Source organism: Paenibacillus artemisiicola (genome assembly GCF_017652985.1).
In the GTDB taxonomy this organism is placed as follows: Bacteria; Bacillota; Bacilli; order Paenibacillales; family Paenibacillaceae; genus Paenibacillus_Z; species Paenibacillus_Z artemisiicola.
Map to the genome: position 1 here is coordinate 62,123 of NZ_JAGGDJ010000008.1, position 15,106 is coordinate 77,228.

The 15,106-nt window shown below is 62.3% G+C and carries 12 protein-coding genes; 6 read left to right on the top strand and 6 right to left on the bottom strand.

The features are described from left to right. Positions 1 to 86: 86 nt before the first annotated feature. Positions 87 to 1,106, bottom strand: a complete 1,020-nt coding sequence (locus I8J29_RS13465; RefSeq protein WP_208848103.1) for a sulfate ABC transporter substrate-binding protein — start codon at positions 1,104 to 1,106, stop codon at positions 87 to 89. Positions 1,107 to 1,612: 506 nt separating this feature from the next. On the opposite strand from I8J29_RS13465, the gene I8J29_RS13470 reads away from it, so the two are divergent. From I8J29_RS13470 to I8J29_RS13490, 5 genes are all read left to right on the top strand, one after another. Further along, entirely contained in the window at positions 1,613 to 2,770 is a 1,158-nt protein-coding gene (locus tag I8J29_RS13470; RefSeq protein WP_240546177.1) for a sulfate ABC transporter substrate-binding protein, read from the top strand. A 26-nt stretch (positions 2,771 to 2,796) separates the two neighbouring features. After that, entirely contained in the window at positions 2,797 to 3,645 is an 849-nt protein-coding gene (cysT, locus tag I8J29_RS13475) for a sulfate ABC transporter permease subunit CysT (RefSeq protein WP_208848104.1), read from the top strand. A 12-nt stretch (positions 3,646 to 3,657) separates the two neighbouring features. Further along, the gene (gene cysW, locus I8J29_RS13480) at positions 3,658 to 4,536 is read left to right on the top strand and encodes a sulfate ABC transporter permease subunit CysW (RefSeq protein ID WP_208848105.1); all 879 of its coding nucleotides are present in this window, start codon (positions 3,658 to 3,660) and stop codon (positions 4,534 to 4,536) included. A 1-nt stretch (position 4,537) separates the two neighbouring features. Then, positions 4,538 to 5,602, top strand: coding sequence for an ABC transporter ATP-binding protein (locus tag I8J29_RS13485; protein WP_208848106.1), 1,065 nt, complete (start codon positions 4,538 to 4,540; stop codon positions 5,600 to 5,602). Between the two features lie 70 nt (positions 5,603 to 5,672). Beyond that, positions 5,673 to 5,891, top strand: a complete 219-nt coding sequence (locus I8J29_RS13490; RefSeq protein WP_208848184.1) for a YezD family protein — start codon at positions 5,673 to 5,675, stop codon at positions 5,889 to 5,891. 122 nt (positions 5,892 to 6,013) lie between these two features. On the opposite strand, the gene I8J29_RS13495 is transcribed toward I8J29_RS13490, so the two are convergent. The 4 genes from I8J29_RS13495 to I8J29_RS13510 form a co-directional block, all read right to left on the bottom strand. Beyond that, on the bottom strand, positions 6,014 to 8,248 hold the full coding sequence (locus I8J29_RS13495; RefSeq protein WP_208848107.1) for an MMPL family transporter: 2,235 nt from the start codon (positions 8,246 to 8,248) through the stop codon (positions 6,014 to 6,016). Between the two features lie 85 nt (positions 8,249 to 8,333). Next, a complete protein-coding gene (locus I8J29_RS13500; protein ID WP_208848108.1) occupies positions 8,334 to 8,996 on the bottom strand; it encodes a TetR/AcrR family transcriptional regulator in 663 nt (220 codons plus the stop codon). Positions 8,997 to 9,055: 59 nt separating this feature from the next. Next, the gene (rsgA, locus tag I8J29_RS13505; protein WP_240546161.1) at positions 9,056 to 10,306 is read right to left on the bottom strand and encodes a ribosome small subunit-dependent GTPase A; all 1,251 of its coding nucleotides are present in this window, start codon (positions 10,304 to 10,306) and stop codon (positions 9,056 to 9,058) included. A 461-nt stretch (positions 10,307 to 10,767) separates the two neighbouring features. After that, entirely contained in the window at positions 10,768 to 10,914 is a 147-nt protein-coding gene (locus I8J29_RS13510) for a YqzM family protein (RefSeq protein ID WP_090640758.1), read from the bottom strand. 198 nt (positions 10,915 to 11,112) lie between these two features. Here I8J29_RS13510 and uvrC point away from each other — a divergent pair, with 198 nt between their 5' ends. Next, a complete protein-coding gene (uvrC, locus tag I8J29_RS13515) occupies positions 11,113 to 13,197 on the top strand; it encodes an excinuclease ABC subunit UvrC (RefSeq protein WP_208848109.1) in 2,085 nt (694 codons plus the stop codon). An 86-nt stretch (positions 13,198 to 13,283) separates the two neighbouring features. Here the strand turns inward: uvrC and I8J29_RS13520 are convergent, their stop codons facing one another. Next, positions 13,284 to 14,918 carry a CPBP family glutamic-type intramembrane protease gene (locus I8J29_RS13520; protein WP_208848110.1) on the bottom strand — a complete coding sequence of 545 codons (1,635 nt, stop codon included), beginning with the start codon at positions 14,916 to 14,918 and terminating at the stop codon, positions 13,284 to 13,286. Between the last annotated feature and the right edge of the window lie 188 nt (positions 14,919 to 15,106).

The window sequence follows — 15,106 nt, forward strand, 5'->3', positions numbered from 1 at the left end:
AATCTTTAACGAAACGACGCCTTTATCCGAATAACGGCAAAAAACCGCACGCTTCTCGCGTGCGGTCTTTCGTGTGTTCCTGCGCGTTACGGCTTATAAATGTTGTCAAAAACGCCGCCGTCGTTAAAGAATTTCGCCTGCGCCTTGTCCCAGCCCCCGAAGTTGCGGATGTTCGTCAGCTCGAGGCTCTTGAACTGCTTCGAATACTGCGCCGCGACGGTCAGGTTCGTCGGACGGTAGAAGTTTTGGGCGATGATCTTCTGGCCTTCGGCCGTGTAGAGGTAGTCCAGGTACGCTTTGGCCACGTCGCGCGTGCCGTGCTTGTCGGCGTTCTTGTTGACGACGGCGACCGGCGGCTCGGCCAGGATGCTGTACGAAGGCGTCACGATTTCGAAGTCCTTCGGATGCTCCTTGAGCGCCAGGTACGCTTCGTTCTCCCAGGCGAGCAGCACGTCGCCGATGCCGCGCTCGACGAACGTCGTCGTGGAGCCGCGGGCGCCGGAATCGAGCACGGGCACGTTTTTGTACAGCTGCGTCACGAAGCCGGTCGCTTTGGCCTCGCTGTGGCCGTTGTGCTTCAAGGCGTAGGCCCAGGCGGCGAGGAAGTTCCAGCGGGCGCCGCCGCTCGTCTTCGGATTGGGCGTGATGACGGAGACCTTCGGCTTGACGAGATCGCTCCAATCCTTGATTTTCTTCGGATTGCCCTTGCGGACGAGGAAGACGATCGTCGACGTGTACGGCGAGCTGTTCTTCGCGAAGCGGCTCTGCCAGCCGTCGTTAAGGAGACCGGCCCGCTGGATTTCGTTGATGTCGTAGGCGAGCGCCAGCGTGACCACGTCCGCTTCCAAACCGTCGATGACGGAACGGGCTTGCGCGCCGGAACCGCCGTGGGACTGCTTGACCGTGACGTTTTGGCCGGTTTTCTTCTTCCAATAAGAAGAGAACGCCTGATTGAACTGCACGTACAGCTCGCGCGTCGGGTCGTAAGACACGTTCAGCAGCGTGACGTCTTTCTTGGCGGGCTTCGCCGATGCGGCAAATCCGGTCGTGGACAACGACAGGATCAGCGCGAAAGCGGCGAAGACGGAGAACAGCTTTTTCTTCATAACGAACAACTCCCCTGGCATAGATAAGTTCCCGCCGGCTTCAAGGCTGTCTATAACAGAAGAGGCCCCGAATCTCCGCCGGCAAAGCATGCCCGAAGCATGATTGACGGCGAGAGATTCGGGGCCTCCGGCTTACCGGTCGGCTCGATGGACTCATCGTAAACCAACAATTCCCACCTATAAACTATGAATTTAACGATTGCCGAGAGAGCGACTCGTTGCCGGACAGAGGCGGCATCAATACCGTATCAATGTTGAATCGATACCGGATTATCCCGAAGACCAAGCCGAAGCGCGTAGATATAGAAGCTTTATAAGTGATATTGATAACCCCTATCAGGTTTCTTAAAAAATGAATTGACAAGAAAGCTAGTCCATTGCTATTATGGCTCCATAAACCAACTAAACAGGTAGGATTAATTTTGTTTTTACTACCGGACAACGCGGCGTAGAAACACGTTAGTCATCCCTAAAACGAGTACGAGGGGTGCTTTGACATGTCCAACATGAAAAAGAGGAACGTTTTGCCGTTGAAAACCTTGATGATCGCGATTGCGTTCGCGTTCGCCCTGTCGGGCTGCGGATGGAATTCGGGCCCGAACAACGCGGCGAATTCCTCGAACGGCGCCGATCAGTCCGGCGGCAACGCCACGAACGATGCGGCAAGCGGCGCGAACGGCGGCGCGGCCGACGAACCGGCGTCATCCAACGACGGCGGATCGAAGAAGCCCGTTGAACTGCTCAACGTCTCTTACGATCCGACGCGCGAACTATACGAAGCGTACAATAAACTCTTCGCCGATTACTGGAAACAAGAGAAGGGGCAGGACGTGACGATCAAGCAGTCGCACGGCGGTTCCGGCGCGCAAGCCCGCTCCGTCATCGACGGGCTGAAGGCGGACGTCGTCACGCTGGCGCTCGGCTACGACATCGATTCGATCGCGCAGAAGGGCTTGATCAACGCGGATTGGCAGCAAAAGTTCGATAACAACAGCTCCCCGTACACGTCGACGATCGTCTTCCTCGTCCGTAAAGGCAATCCGAAGGGCATCAAGGACTGGAACGACCTGATCAAGCCGGGCGTCCAGGTCATTACGCCGAATCCGAAGACGAGCGGCGGCGCGCGCTGGAATTACCTGGCGGCCTGGGGCTACGCGCTGAAGCAGAACAACGGCGACGAAGCGAAGGCGCAAGAATTCGTCAAGGCGCTGTTCAAAAACGTGCCGGTCCTGGACACGGGAGCACGCGGATCGACGACGACGTTCGTCGAGAAGGGCATCGGCGACGTGCTGCTCGCCTGGGAGAACGAAGCGCTGCTGTCGGTGAAGCAGCTGGGCGCCGACAAGTTCGAGATCGTGTATCCGTCCCTCAGCATTTTGGCCGAACCGCCGGTCGCCGTCGTCGACAAGAACGTCGACAAGAACGGCACGCGGGAAGTCGCCGAGGCTTACCTCGATTATTTGTACACGGAACCGGCCCAGCAGGTCATCGCGAAAAACTTCTACCGCCCGCAGCTCGCTTCCGTGGCGGAGCAGTACAAGGACCAATTCCCGGACATCCCGATGCTGAACATCGACGACGATTTCGGCGGCTGGGCGGAAGCGCAGAAGAAGCATTTCAGTGACGGCGGCGTATTCGATCAAATCTATGCGCCGGGTTCATAAGCGATAACGAGGAGCTGACTCTACACATGACGAGTTCCGCAACGAAGAAGGCGAAGGCGCGCAGCGTGCTGCCGGGCTTCGGCCTCTCGCTCGGCTTCACCGTGTTTTACCTGAGCATCATCGTCCTCATTCCGCTTATCGGCGTCTTCGTCAAAACGTCCGGCCTGACGCCGGAACGGTTTTGGGAAACCGTCACGAACGCCCGCGTGCTGGCGTCCTACAAGATCAGCTTCCTGACGTCCTTCTACGCGGCGCTCGTCAATCTCGTGTTCGGCCTGATCATCGCGTGGGTGCTAGTCCGCTATAAGTTTCCGGGCAAGAAGCTGATCGACAGCCTGATCGACATGCCGTTCGCGCTGCCGACGGCCGTGGCGGGCATCTCGCTCACCGCGATCTACGCGCCGAACGGCTGGGTCGGCAAGCTGCTCGAGCCGCTCGGCGTCAAGGTCGCCTTCACGCCGCTCGGCATCACGCTCGCGCTGATTTTCATCGGCCTGCCGTTCGTCGTGCGGACGGTGCAGCCGGTGCTGCAGGATCTCGACCACGAGGTCGAGGAGGCCGCGGTCATGCTCGGCGCCTTCCGGTGGCGGACGTTCCGGCGAATCATTCTGCCCGAGCTGACCCCGGCGCTCCTGACCGGCTTCGCCCTCGCCTTCGCGCGGGGCATCGGCGAGTACGGCTCCGTCGTCTTCATCTCCGGCAACATGCCGATGAAGACGGAGATCGCGCCGCTGCTCATCATGACCAAGCTGGAGCAGTTCGATTACCGGGGCGCGACGGCCATCGCGCTCGTCATGCTCGGCGCGTCGTTCCTGCTGCTCTTGCTCATCAATTACCTGCAATGGCGGAGCAATCGCCGCGTTGCGGCGGCATAAGGAGGAAACGTCATGGCTGGTGCGGTTACCGTGCATTTGGCCGAGAAGGCGGCGCGACCGAAGCATATCAACGAATCGCTCGTCGTGCGCATCGTGCTCATCGGCATTTCACTGTTATTCTTGGGGTTCGTCGTGCTGCTTCCGCTGATTTCGGTCTTCGTCGAAGCGTTCAAGAAGGGCGCGGACGTCTACTTCGCGGCGCTGCGGGATCCGGACGCGCTGTCGGCGCTGAAGCTGACGCTGCTCACGGCGGTCATCGCGGTTCCGCTGAACACCGTGTTCGGCGTCGCGGCGGCTTGGGCGATCAGCAAGTTCCGGTTCCGGGGCAAAAACGTGCTCATCACGTTGATCGATCTGCCGTTCGCGGTATCGCCGGTCATTTCCGGCCTCGTGTTCATCCTGCTGTTTGGCGCGCAGGGCTTCCTGGGACCGTGGCTGTCGGATCATAACATCCAGATCATGTTCGCGCTGCCGGGCATCGTGCTCGCGACGACGTTCGTCACGTTCCCGTTCGTCGCCCGGGAGCTGATCCCGCTCATGCAGGCGCAGGGCGTCCAAGAGGAAGAAGCCGCCGCGAGCCTCGGGGCGAAGGGCTGGCAGATCTTCTGGCGCGTCACGCTGCCGAACATCAAGTGGGGGCTGCTCTACGGCGTGATCCTGTGCAACGCGCGGGCCATGGGAGAGTTCGGCGCCGTATCGGTCGTCTCCGGGCACATCCGCGGCGAGACGAACACGCTGCCGCTGCATATCGAAATTTTGTACAACGAATATCAATTTTCCGCTTCGTTCGCCGTCGCGTCGCTGCTCGTCATGCTGGCCGTCGTCACGCTCGTCGTCAAGAGCTTCATCGAATGGCGAACGGCCAAGCAAGCTCCGAGGGAGGAAGGCTGATATGCATATCGAGGTTCGCAACGTCAACAAAGCGTTCGGCGCCCATCAAGCCGTCCGGGACGTGAGCTTCACGATCGAACGCGGCAAGCTGATCGGCTTGCTCGGCCCGAGCGGAGGCGGCAAATCGACGCTGCTCCGCATCTTGGCCGGGCTCGAAACGCCGGATTCCGGCGACATCTTCATCGACGGCAAGCGCGTCAACGACGTCAAGCCGCAGCTGCGCGGCATCGGCTTCGTCTTCCAGAATTACGCGCTGTTCAAGCACATGACCGTCTTCGATAACATCGCGTTCGGGCTGACGATTCGCAAGGCAAGCAAAGCGGAGATCCGGAGCCGCGTGAACGAGCTGCTCGACCTGACCGGACTGCGCGGCTTCGAGCACCGCTATCCGCATCAGCTCTCCGGCGGACAGCGGCAGCGGGTCGCCTTCGCCCGGGCGCTGGCGCCCAAGCCGGAGCTGCTGCTGCTCGACGAGCCGTTCGCGGCGATCGACGCCAAGGTCCGCAAGGAGCTGCGCACGTGGCTGAAGAGCTTGATCGCGGAGCTCGGCATCACCTCGATCTTCGTGACCCATGACCAGGACGAAGCGGTCGAGGTCGCGGACGAGATGCTGATCGTGCAGCAGGGCCGTCTGGAGCAGCAGGACTCGCCGATCCGCATCTATACCGATCCGCAAACGGCGTTCGTGGCCGGGTTCATCGGCCATTCCAGCGTCGTCGAGGAGCCGGGCAGCCTGCGCGGCTTCGAGAAGGCCGTTCAGGCGGCGGGCGCGCGGGCGATCGTGCGGCCCGAATTCGTCGAAGTCGGGCGTACGTACGAAATCCCGTTCCCGTCCGCGGCGGTCACGGGCAAGATCCGCCACGTCTTTTTCCGCGGGGCGCATCTGGAGCTGGACGTGGAGGTCGGGCCCAACCGGCTGTCCGCCCACCGTTCGCTGGACCAGGAGCCGCTGCAGCCGGGCGACGAGGTGGCGGTGCTCATCCACCGCTTGTACGTCATCTCGGAAGAATCCGCGACCATGGTGGAAAATCCGTTGAAAGCCGATCCGCTTCCGGTTCATATTTGAACCGGAGAACGAAGGCGCAAGCCGTTATGCAGCCGCCTGCCACGCTCACCACTATTAGGAGGGATTTATGATGGCGAAGCCAATCGTATTGGATCAAGAATGGTTAGACCGCATTGCGACGCAGGTAAACGGATTGGAATACGGCTCGGTGCTTATTACCGTTCACGACGGCCGCGTCGTCCAAATCGACCGTACCGAGCGCAAGCGCTTCGACGCCAATGCCGCGAAGCAGGGACAGCAGGCGCCGGCGCAGATCGCCGCGGAGAAACTGAAGGCGGCGAATGGCTAACGCCCCGGATGGCTGTAGGCGCGCGAAAAACGCCCGATGACTCGTTGATCGTCAACGAGCATCGGGCGTTTTTTACGGAAGCGGCCGACGCCGGAGGACCGAGCCGCCGCTTCCGATCGAAGCTAGCTTCGGTCCGCCGACGCCGTTTGCGCCTGATTCGCGTTGGCCGGCCAGAAGGCGCGTCGGCCGCACAGTACGGTAAGCGCGGGCACGAGGAACGGCCGTACGAGGAACGTGTCGAGCAGGACGCCGATGGCGGTGATGGTGCCGAATTGGACCAGGACTTGAATCGGCAGCGTGGCGAGCACGGCGAAAGTACCGGCCAGGATCAGGCCGGCCGACGTAATGACGCCGCCGGTCCGGGACACGCCTTCCTTCACCGCTTGACCGAGCGGCATGCGCCGCGCGTTGGACCAAATGCTCGATACCATGAAGATGTTGTAGTCCTCGCCGAGCGCGACGATGAAGACGAACGCGTAAAGCGGGATGAGGCCTTGAATCGCGTCCGCTCCGAAACCGTAATGAAGCACGAGCCAGCCGAGACCGAGCGCGCTGAAGTAGGAGAGCAGCACCGTTGCCACGAGATAGAGCATCGCCACGACCGAGCGGAGATAGCCGACGAGCAGCAGGGCGATCAATGCGACGATGACGGGGATAATCCTGCCGGCGTCGCGATTCGTCGCGACCCGCGTATCGTACTGTTCGGCGGTCGGGCCGCCGATCCAGACCCGGTCCCGGGCATCCGGGATGCCGGCATCGGCGAGCGCTTGTTCCGCGGCTTGGCGAACGTCCGGGAGGAAGCTCACGGCTTCGCTGGCGTACGGACTCGCCGCGAGCTCGACGTCGTAGCTGCGAATGCCGGCGTCGCGCGCGCCCTGACGGGCGTCCGACACGGAGGCGACAAGCGGCAGGGCCGACAGGGCTTCTTTCACGCCGGCCGCTTTTTCTCCCGATCGCACGATGACCTGCACGGGTCCGAGTACGCCCGGTCCGAAATGCTCGCCGATCAAGGCGAAGCCTTCGCGCGAGCCCGTATCTTCCGGGAACGAAGAGAGGGTATCGAACGTGTATTTGATTCCCGCGGAACAGAGCACGAACACGAGCAGCAGGGCGGTCGTCAGCGCCGCGATCAGCTTCGGCTTCCGAACGACGAGCTCTCCGATCCGGTCGCCCCAGGTGACCCGCGCCGGTTTGGCGATTGCCGGATTGCCTTTCTTGCGCGCAAGGGCAAGGCGCTGCTCCATCTCGGGCGTTCGCGGGATGAACGGGAAAAACGAGCCTCTGCCAAGCAGGCCGAGGAACGCCGGCACGAGCGTCAGGCTCGCGATCATCATGACGAAGATCGCAAGGCTGAACGGAACGGCGAAGCGCCGGAAGCTGCCGAACTCCGCGAGCAGCAGGGCGAGGAGCGACAGAACGACGGTGAGGCCGCTCATCGCGATCGCGCCGGAGGCACCGCCGAACGCTCGCTTCAGCGCGGCGAGCGGACCGGCTTCTTCCTTCAGCTCGCTGCGGAAGCGCGCGATCAGGAACAAGCAGTAGTCCGTGCCGGCCCCGAACAGCAGCACCGTCATGATGGACAGCGACTGCGAGTCGTAAGCGATCCAGCCCGCTTTCGCCATCCACCCCAGCAGCGGCGTCACGGCGCCGTAGGCGAACCCGACGGCGATCAGCGGAATGAGCGCGAGCACCGGGGAACGGTAGATAAGCAGGAGCAGAACCAGAACGAGCGCGACCGTGGCGAGGAGCAGGGAGACGTCCGCGTCCTTGAACAAACCGGTCGCGTCGACGGAGATGCCGACCGGTCCCGTCGCGCGGACGGCGATGGCGCCCGCGTCGTCGAGCGCCGTCCGGAAGGGCTGCTGCCCGGCGAAGACGGCATCGGTCCGCTTCCGCAGCTCGTCGAGTCCCGCTTGATGCTCGTCGCTGCCGGCGTTTCGATCGAAGAAGACCGGCTGTACGAGCGTCGTGCCATCCGCGGATACCTGCCGCTTGAGCGATTCAAGCGGCAGGGCGTGCAGCGGCGCGGAGCCGTCTTGGTACGGCAGCGGGCGGGCGGCGATATCCTGCGACAACGACTGAATGCGCCGCAAGTCCGCGTCCGTCAGGCCGGATGCGCGATGCCACGTCAACAGGGCGGGGAGGCCTTCTTCCGCCGGGAATTCCTTCTCGATCACTTGCTGGGCTTGGACGGACGGCTGCTTCGTGCCGAAATTGCCCAGCGTGTCGTCTTTCAGATCGTTCGCGCTCGGCAGCCATACGTTTAACGCCGCCACCGCGGCGATCCAGACGGCGAGCGTGAACCAACGCCCTCTCCGGCCGCCGACGGCCTCCGCAATTCGAATCAGCATGTGCATGGCATGTTCTCCTTTGCTGTGATTTCTTCTTGCCGTTAACTTATCGACCGATAAGCTAACGGTTGAAAAAAAGGCTGCCGGGCAGCTAAACCGAAGGCGGTTCAACTGCCGACAAACCGTAAAGCAGCACGTTGACGAGAACGGCGGCCTGCTTCTCCCAATCCCTGACGCTGCCTGCTCCGATATCGGGGCGGGCCGCCGAACCCGTCGCCGGGCCGCTAACCGGCGCGGCGACGGACTGGTTGATGAGTCCCATCAGCAGCCTTGCGGCCGTCTCGGGTCCGACGCCGAATGCTTGGGCATCGCGCAGTCCGCCGTCCCGCTGGCCGTTCTCGAAGATCGATACGATCGGTTCGAAGTAGGCTTCCTTCCATAAGGCGTAAATCGTCATCTGCGATGCCGGAGAAAGCTCGTGCCGGATATCGTGGAACATTTGGCTCAGATCCTCCGGGTGATTCGCCATCATATAGTAGGTGACATGATAGAGACGGTCTCGAACCGCGGTATCGCGGCGAAGGATCCGTTCGAGCGCCGCTCGCGTACCTTCGCATACGTGGCGCATCACCTCCACGTACAGCGACTCCTTATCCGTGAAATGATGATACAGCGCCGGCTGCGTCAGGCCGCACCTCTTGGCGATCAGCCGGGTCGATACGGCACGGTAGCCGAGCTCCATGAACAGCTCTTTGGCGGTTCGGACAATCATGGCGCGGGTTTCGAGCGATGAATTCGATTTCGGTCTGGGCATGCCTGGAAGTCCTTTCGCTTATCGCTTGATCAAAATCATAGCTGAAACCGCATCCGCCGTCAATCGAAGTCGGTCGCCTGCCGGCGGGGCGGGTTGGCGCGGGCATTTTGCCGCTTGTCGGCGCTCTTCTTCGCGCGCATCGTCACGGATTGTTCCTTGCGGGTCTGGCGCGCGAGCTCCCGGCCGGTCTTCTTGTAGCTCAAGTAGCGCTTCTCGTCGAGCGAGCCGTCGCGGATCGCTTCCCTGACGGCGCAGCCGAGCTCCTTCTCGTGCCGGCAGTCGCGGAACCGGCAGGCGGCCGCGATCGCTTCGATGTCCGCGAACGCCTCCTGGCGGCCGGCATCGGACTCCCACAGCTGCAGCTCGCGCATGCCGGGGGTGTCCATCATCACGAAGCCGCCCGGCAGCGGGAACAGCTCGCGGTGCGTCGTCGTATGCCGGCCGCGCGCGTCGTCCTCGCGAACGCCCTGCACCAGCTGCCGGTCCTCGCCGGCCAGCCAGTTGAGCAGCGTCGATTTGCCGGCGCCGGACGAGCCGGTGACGGCGATGGTGCGGCCCGGCAGCAAATACGGCTGCAGCTGCGCGCGGCCCTGGTCTTCGAGCGCGCTGACGGCATGGACCGGCACGCCGGGCGCGGCGGCTTCGACCTCCGCGATGCGGCGCGCGGCGTCGTCGCACAGGTCGGCCTTCGTGAGCAGGACGACCGGCGAAGAGCCGCTCTCCCAAGCCGCGACGAGGAAACGCTCGATTTTGCGGACGTTGTAGTCGCCGTTCAGCGCGTTGACGATGAAGAGCGTATCGATGTTGGCGCCGATGACCTGCTCCTCCGGCACGGTGCCGGCGGCGCGGCGGATCATCGCCGTGCGGCGGGGCAGCACGGCGTGAATAACGGCGCGGCGTTCGCCGGGCAGCGGCTGCGCGGCGACCCAGTCGCCGACGGCCGGGAATTCGCCGCGGGACGCGGCTTGGAATTGGAACTTGCCGCTTACCTCCGCGGCAAGCTCGCCTTCCTCGGCCCAGACGCGGTACTGGCTCGCGAACTGCGCCGTGACGCGCGCGGGCACGAGGCCGGCGCCGCCGGCCGGCAGCGCGTCGAACGCGAGGCGCCAGCCGTCGTTCCAGCCAAGCAATTCAAGCGCGGAGCGGCTCGGCGCATCGGCATTGGCACCGGCACCGGCATCGGCATTGGCATCCGCGTCCGCAGAGACGGGCGCGTCCGGAGCGGTCGACGCCGCGCCGCCGTCTTGCCATTTCATTTCATCGCGTTCGTGAAGCTTGCGGATCGCTTGGCGATCGGTGTTTAGATTCAAATCGGAAAACCCCTTTTTCATAGAATAGTGGTTGGTGCGTAGACGGGACGTTCGCGGTCGCGCAGCGGCCGATAGGGCGGGCAGGCGAAGGCGCAAACAACGACAAAAAGACCGCAGGAAAGAAGCTCCTGCGGTCTGCGCGGCATCGCCGTCCGCCGATGATTTCCTTCGGCGGACGGACGGCCGGACAGCAAAAAGCCGCAGGGAACCGGAGCATCCGGTTCCCTGCGGCTACGACGGCGAAGAAGCGGGCGAAGCCGCGACTGCCGTGTTTGTTATCCGACCGAGACCGATGCGCATGCGATTTCCGTAACCGATACAATCGAAGTCATGTTCGCCATTTTACATCAGCCTCCTTATAGTAGATGTTGCCATTCTATGCGGAATCCGACCGTTTGTCAACCGTTCCCGCTTACGAAAAACGGCCCCGCTTCGGTCAACTGCCGAAACAAGGCCATGGATTACGAAATCGCGTATTTGATAATCACCGCAACGGCGAAAATAACGAACATTATCCCGAAGAACCCGCCAAAGCCCATCGCGACGTCGAAAAAGTCATCGCGCGGCTCCTCGTTCACGTGCTCGCGCGGATCTCTAACATTTTCCATGGTTTCATTATCCTCCTCTGGGGCGACGATTGCTCCCCATAGTATACCCAACTTTCAGAATAATTGTAAAGGCGCCGGACGTGACAAAATTGAGGACGTTTTCCAATCGGGCGATCGTCGCGGACAAGTTCTACCGCAGCAAAACAAGCGTTCGTGTGGTACAATGGAAGGCAGCGCAAGTCCGGGAGGAGGACGACAATGGGGGATCAACACGCCGCCGAGACGGCCGCCGACAGGCGTCTCGCGGAAGAACGGATTCGCAGCAAGCTGGCGCTGCTGCCGGATCAGCCGGGCTGTTATTTAATGAAGGATGCCGGCGGCACGATCATTTACGTCGGCAAAGCGAAGGTGCTCAAAAATCGCGTGCGTTCGTATTTCAACGGCAGCCACAACGGCAAGACGCTGCGGCTCGTCTCGCTCATCCGCGATTTCGAATATATCGTTACGTCCAGCAACATGGAGGCGCTCATTCTCGAGTGCAACCTGATCAAGCAGTATCATCCGCGGTACAACGTCCTGCTGAAGGACGACAAGACGTTTCCGTACATTAAGATCACGGGCGAGAAGCATCCGAAGCTCGAGGTGACGCGGCGCATCGTGAAGGACAAGGGCAAATATTTCGGTCCGTACCCGAACGCGTTCGCGGCCCAGCAGACGAAGAAGCTGCTTGACCGGCTGTACCCGCTCCGCAAGTGCGGCACGCTGCCGGACAAGGTATGCCTGTATTATCATTTGGGTCAATGCGTGGCGCCTTGCGAATTCGAGATCGAGCCGGGCACGTACGAGAACATGGTGCAAGAGATCACGCGCTTCCTCGGGGGCGGCCACGACGAAGTGCGGAAGGCGCTTCAGGCCAAGATGGAAGCGGCCGCGGAGGAGATGGAGTTCGAACGGGCGAAGGAATTCCGCGACCAGATCGTCGCGATCGACGCCGTCATGGAGAAGCAGAAGATCACGCTGAACGACGCGATGGACCGCGACGTGTTCGGCTTCTCGGTCGACAAGGGCTGGATGTGCGTGCAAATCATGTACATGCGGCAGGGCAAGCTGATCGAGCGGCGGGCGACGATGTTCCCGTATTACGGCAGCGCCTACGACGATTTCATGACGTTCGTGACGCAGTATTATTCCGAGAACCCGGCGCTGCCGAAGGAGATTTTCCTGCCGGCGCAGCCGCAGGCCGATGAGACGCAAACCGAAACGAAAGCGGGCGACGTGCAGGCGGTTGGGGCGTTGGCGTTGGATGCCGGAACGGAAACCGGCGACGGGGACGCGGCGGCAATGGCCGGCGCGACGGCCGATACCGAGGCAACCGGCCTTATGGCGGCGGAGTCTCAGGAGCCTTACGGCTTCGGAAGCGACGCGCCGGACGACGAGCGGGAGGAGCAAGCCGCGGATGGCGATCAGCCGGCGGCCGGCTCGCCGGAGGAGGAAGTGCGCAGCTCCCTCCAGAAGTGGTTGAAGGTGAAGGTGTTCATCCCGCAGCGCGGCAAGAAGAAGGACGTCGTGGCGATGGCCGTTCACAACGCCAAGATGACGCTGGAAGAGAAGTTCAAGCTGATCGAGCGCGACGAAGACCGCACGTTCAAGGCGGCGGAAGGATTGGCGGAAGCGATCGGGCTGCCGCAGATCGGCCGCATCGAGGCGTTCGACAACTCGAACATTCAAGGCACGGATCCCGTATCGGCGATGGTCGTCTTCACGGACGGCAAGCCGGACAAGAAGGAATACCGCAAGTACAAAATCAAGACCGTCCAGGGTCCCGACGATTACGAGACGATGCGCGAAGTCATCCGCCGGCGCTACGAGCGCGTGCTGAAGGAAGGGCTCGCGCTGCCGGACCTGATCATCGTGGACGGCGGGCGGGGACAGATCTCCGCGGCGCTCGACGTGCTGGAGAACGAGCTCGGCTTGCTCGTGCCGGTCTGCGGCCTCGTCAAGGACGCGAAGCATAAGACGGCGCAGCTCATGACCGGCGACCCGCCGGAGGTGGTGCCGCTGGCCCGCGACAGCCAGGCGTTCTACCTGCTGCAGCGGATCCAGGACGAAGTGCACCGCTTCGCCATCACCTTCCACCGCGAGCAGCGGGGCAAGTCGATGGTGGCGTCGCGCCTCGACGCCATCCCGGGCATCGGCGAGAAGCGCCGGAAGGCGCTGCTGAAGCATTTCGGCTCGATCAAAAAAATCAAAGAAGCGACCGTCGAAGATTTCCGACCGCTCGCGATCGGCGAGAAGCTCGCCGCGCAAATCATCGAAGCGTTGAACAACGAAGAGCCGTCCTGAGGACGGCTCTTCGTTGTTGTGTCCGGGTTCGGCGGCCAGCTGCTGCGCGGCCGCCTGTGCGCATGGCTTGCGCGCGAACCTCGCGTTTACGTATCGATCGCGTCGATCGCGCGCGGTCCGGACCGCTTGGCGCGGCGGTCCCAGGACCGGAACAGCCAGGCGATCGGAATCGGCAGCAGAATGTAGACGATGCCGGCCGCGATATTTTCGGCGCCGCCCATGAAGACGAGGGAGAGCGCCATCATGGTGCTGTCGAAGATGGCGTGGGCGAACAGCACGGTAATGAAGCCGAAGCGCAGGAACATGAAGCTGAAGACGAGGCCGATGACGGTCAGCTCCAGCAGCCGGGTGGTCGACGGGAAGATCGGATAGGTAACGTGCCCGAGCGCCCAGATGACCGTCGGAATAAGCGAGGCGACGAAGCTGTTCCGGAACCAGCGCTTCATGAGCCCGATGCCGAACAGCCGGAATACCGCTTCCTCGGAGATGGCGGCGCACCAGGCCAGCAGCGGGAACGCCCACGGCACCGCGAGATTGTAGGTCGATTGCGTCACGTCCGTCGTCGACCAGGAACCGTACGCGTGCGTGAGCACGATGAAGATGACCGTCTGCAGCCCGAGCAGCGCGAACGCGGTCAGGTAACCGAGCCACATGCTCCGCCATACATGATCGCCGTAGCCGGGTTGACCGTAACGCGGCCACGGGTTGCGGCCCATGGCCCGCCACAAGCCGTCTCCGCCGACAAGCGAGAAATAGACGGCGAGCGCCATGACGACCGTGACAAGGCAGCTGACGAGGACGGCCGCCGCGGCGAGCACGCTGCCGTCGGACGTTTCGCCGTAACCGGCGAGCAGGCCATCCTTCATGTTGACGTCGTTGACGATGTACATGGCGAGGAACAGCAGCGAGATGACGATGCCGCGCACGAAGGAGCTGTGCTTTCGATACAGGGAGGCGTAAATGATGGCCAAAATGAACAGGACGAACGATAAGAACAGGCTGCCCAGCGTCGATAAGTAATTGGCGAGCTTCTTCTGCTTCGCGACGTACTCGGCGTAGCTCTGCGGCACCGCGAACGCCGGTTTGAACGCCGTGATGCGGAAGCTGCCGTTCTCCAGCTTCTCGCCGCGGACCGTCAGGCGGAGCTTGGCATCTCCGGCGCCGGCCGCGCTTTTTTTCTCGAACACGACGGTTCCGGTATCCGGCTGTACGCGGAACGCCGTCAACTCCGCTTTCGGGTAGCCTTTGGAGGCGAGGAAGGCGAGCGCGGCATCGCTCAGCTCGGTCCCCCGAGCCGGAGCGCCCTGCTGCTTGCCCAGCCGGTTCCAGCCGACGACCGAGCCGTTCTGCATGTGCTGATAGACGAAGATTTCGCTGCCGTCGGGCATGTCGGCCGTCGTCTGGTAGGTCTCGGTCGGCAGCGTCCGGTCGTATTTGTCGTCGTATCCGCGGGTCAGCTTGTTCTTCTCCAAGTAGCCGTACAGCAGGCTGTCCGATTGATGCACGGCATGAACGGCGACCGGCCGGCTCGCGAACTGCTTCTCGACGAACGCCGCCGCTTTCGCCTCCGCGTCGCGTTTGTCCATGACCGGCTCGCTTCCGCTGTCGAAGAAGGAGTCGGCCGTCGCCGGAACGATTTGCACGAGCAAATACACGATCAGGCCGATGCCGGCCAGCAAGCCGTACCATTTCCAATTCGGGTTTAACCGCAATGGGTCCATTGAGCACCTCGTCTGCATAGAATCTTCGTTCGCCGGGGCGCGGGGCGCGGGCCGGCTTGTCATATTCATATTCGGGATCGCGGGGCATTAACACGTTCGGCCGAAGCAAACTTTGCGCCGCGCTATCGCCGCGATCTTATCGGTCCTGGAATCGGCATGAATCCCTTCCTCTTATCATCGGCAGCTTC

Coding starts and splice junctions, on each gene's coding strand:
- I8J29_RS13465 (WP_208848103.1), bottom strand. CDS start 1,106: ATGAAGAAAAAGCTGTTCTCCGTCTTCGCCGCTTTCGCGCTGATCCTG.
- I8J29_RS13470 (WP_240546177.1), top strand. CDS start 1,613: ATGAAAAAGAGGAACGTTTTGCCGTTGAAAACCTTGATGATCGCGATT.
- cysT (WP_208848104.1), top strand. CDS start 2,797: ATGACGAGTTCCGCAACGAAGAAGGCGAAGGCGCGCAGCGTGCTGCCG.
- cysW (WP_208848105.1), top strand. CDS start 3,658: ATGGCTGGTGCGGTTACCGTGCATTTGGCCGAGAAGGCGGCGCGACCG.
- I8J29_RS13485 (WP_208848106.1), top strand. CDS start 4,538: ATGCATATCGAGGTTCGCAACGTCAACAAAGCGTTCGGCGCCCATCAA.
- I8J29_RS13490 (WP_208848184.1), top strand. CDS start 5,673: ATGGCGAAGCCAATCGTATTGGATCAAGAATGGTTAGACCGCATTGCG.
- I8J29_RS13495 (WP_208848107.1), bottom strand. CDS start 8,248: ATGCACATGCTGATTCGAATTGCGGAGGCCGTCGGCGGCCGGAGAGGG.
- I8J29_RS13500 (WP_208848108.1), bottom strand. CDS start 8,996: ATGCCCAGACCGAAATCGAATTCATCGCTCGAAACCCGCGCCATGATT.
- I8J29_RS13510 (WP_090640758.1), bottom strand. CDS start 10,914: ATGGAAAATGTTAGAGATCCGCGCGAGCACGTGAACGAGGAGCCGCGC.
- uvrC (WP_208848109.1), top strand. CDS start 11,113: ATGGGGGATCAACACGCCGCCGAGACGGCCGCCGACAGGCGTCTCGCG.
- I8J29_RS13520 (WP_208848110.1), bottom strand. CDS start 14,918: ATGGACCCATTGCGGTTAAACCCGAATTGGAAATGGTACGGCTTGCTG.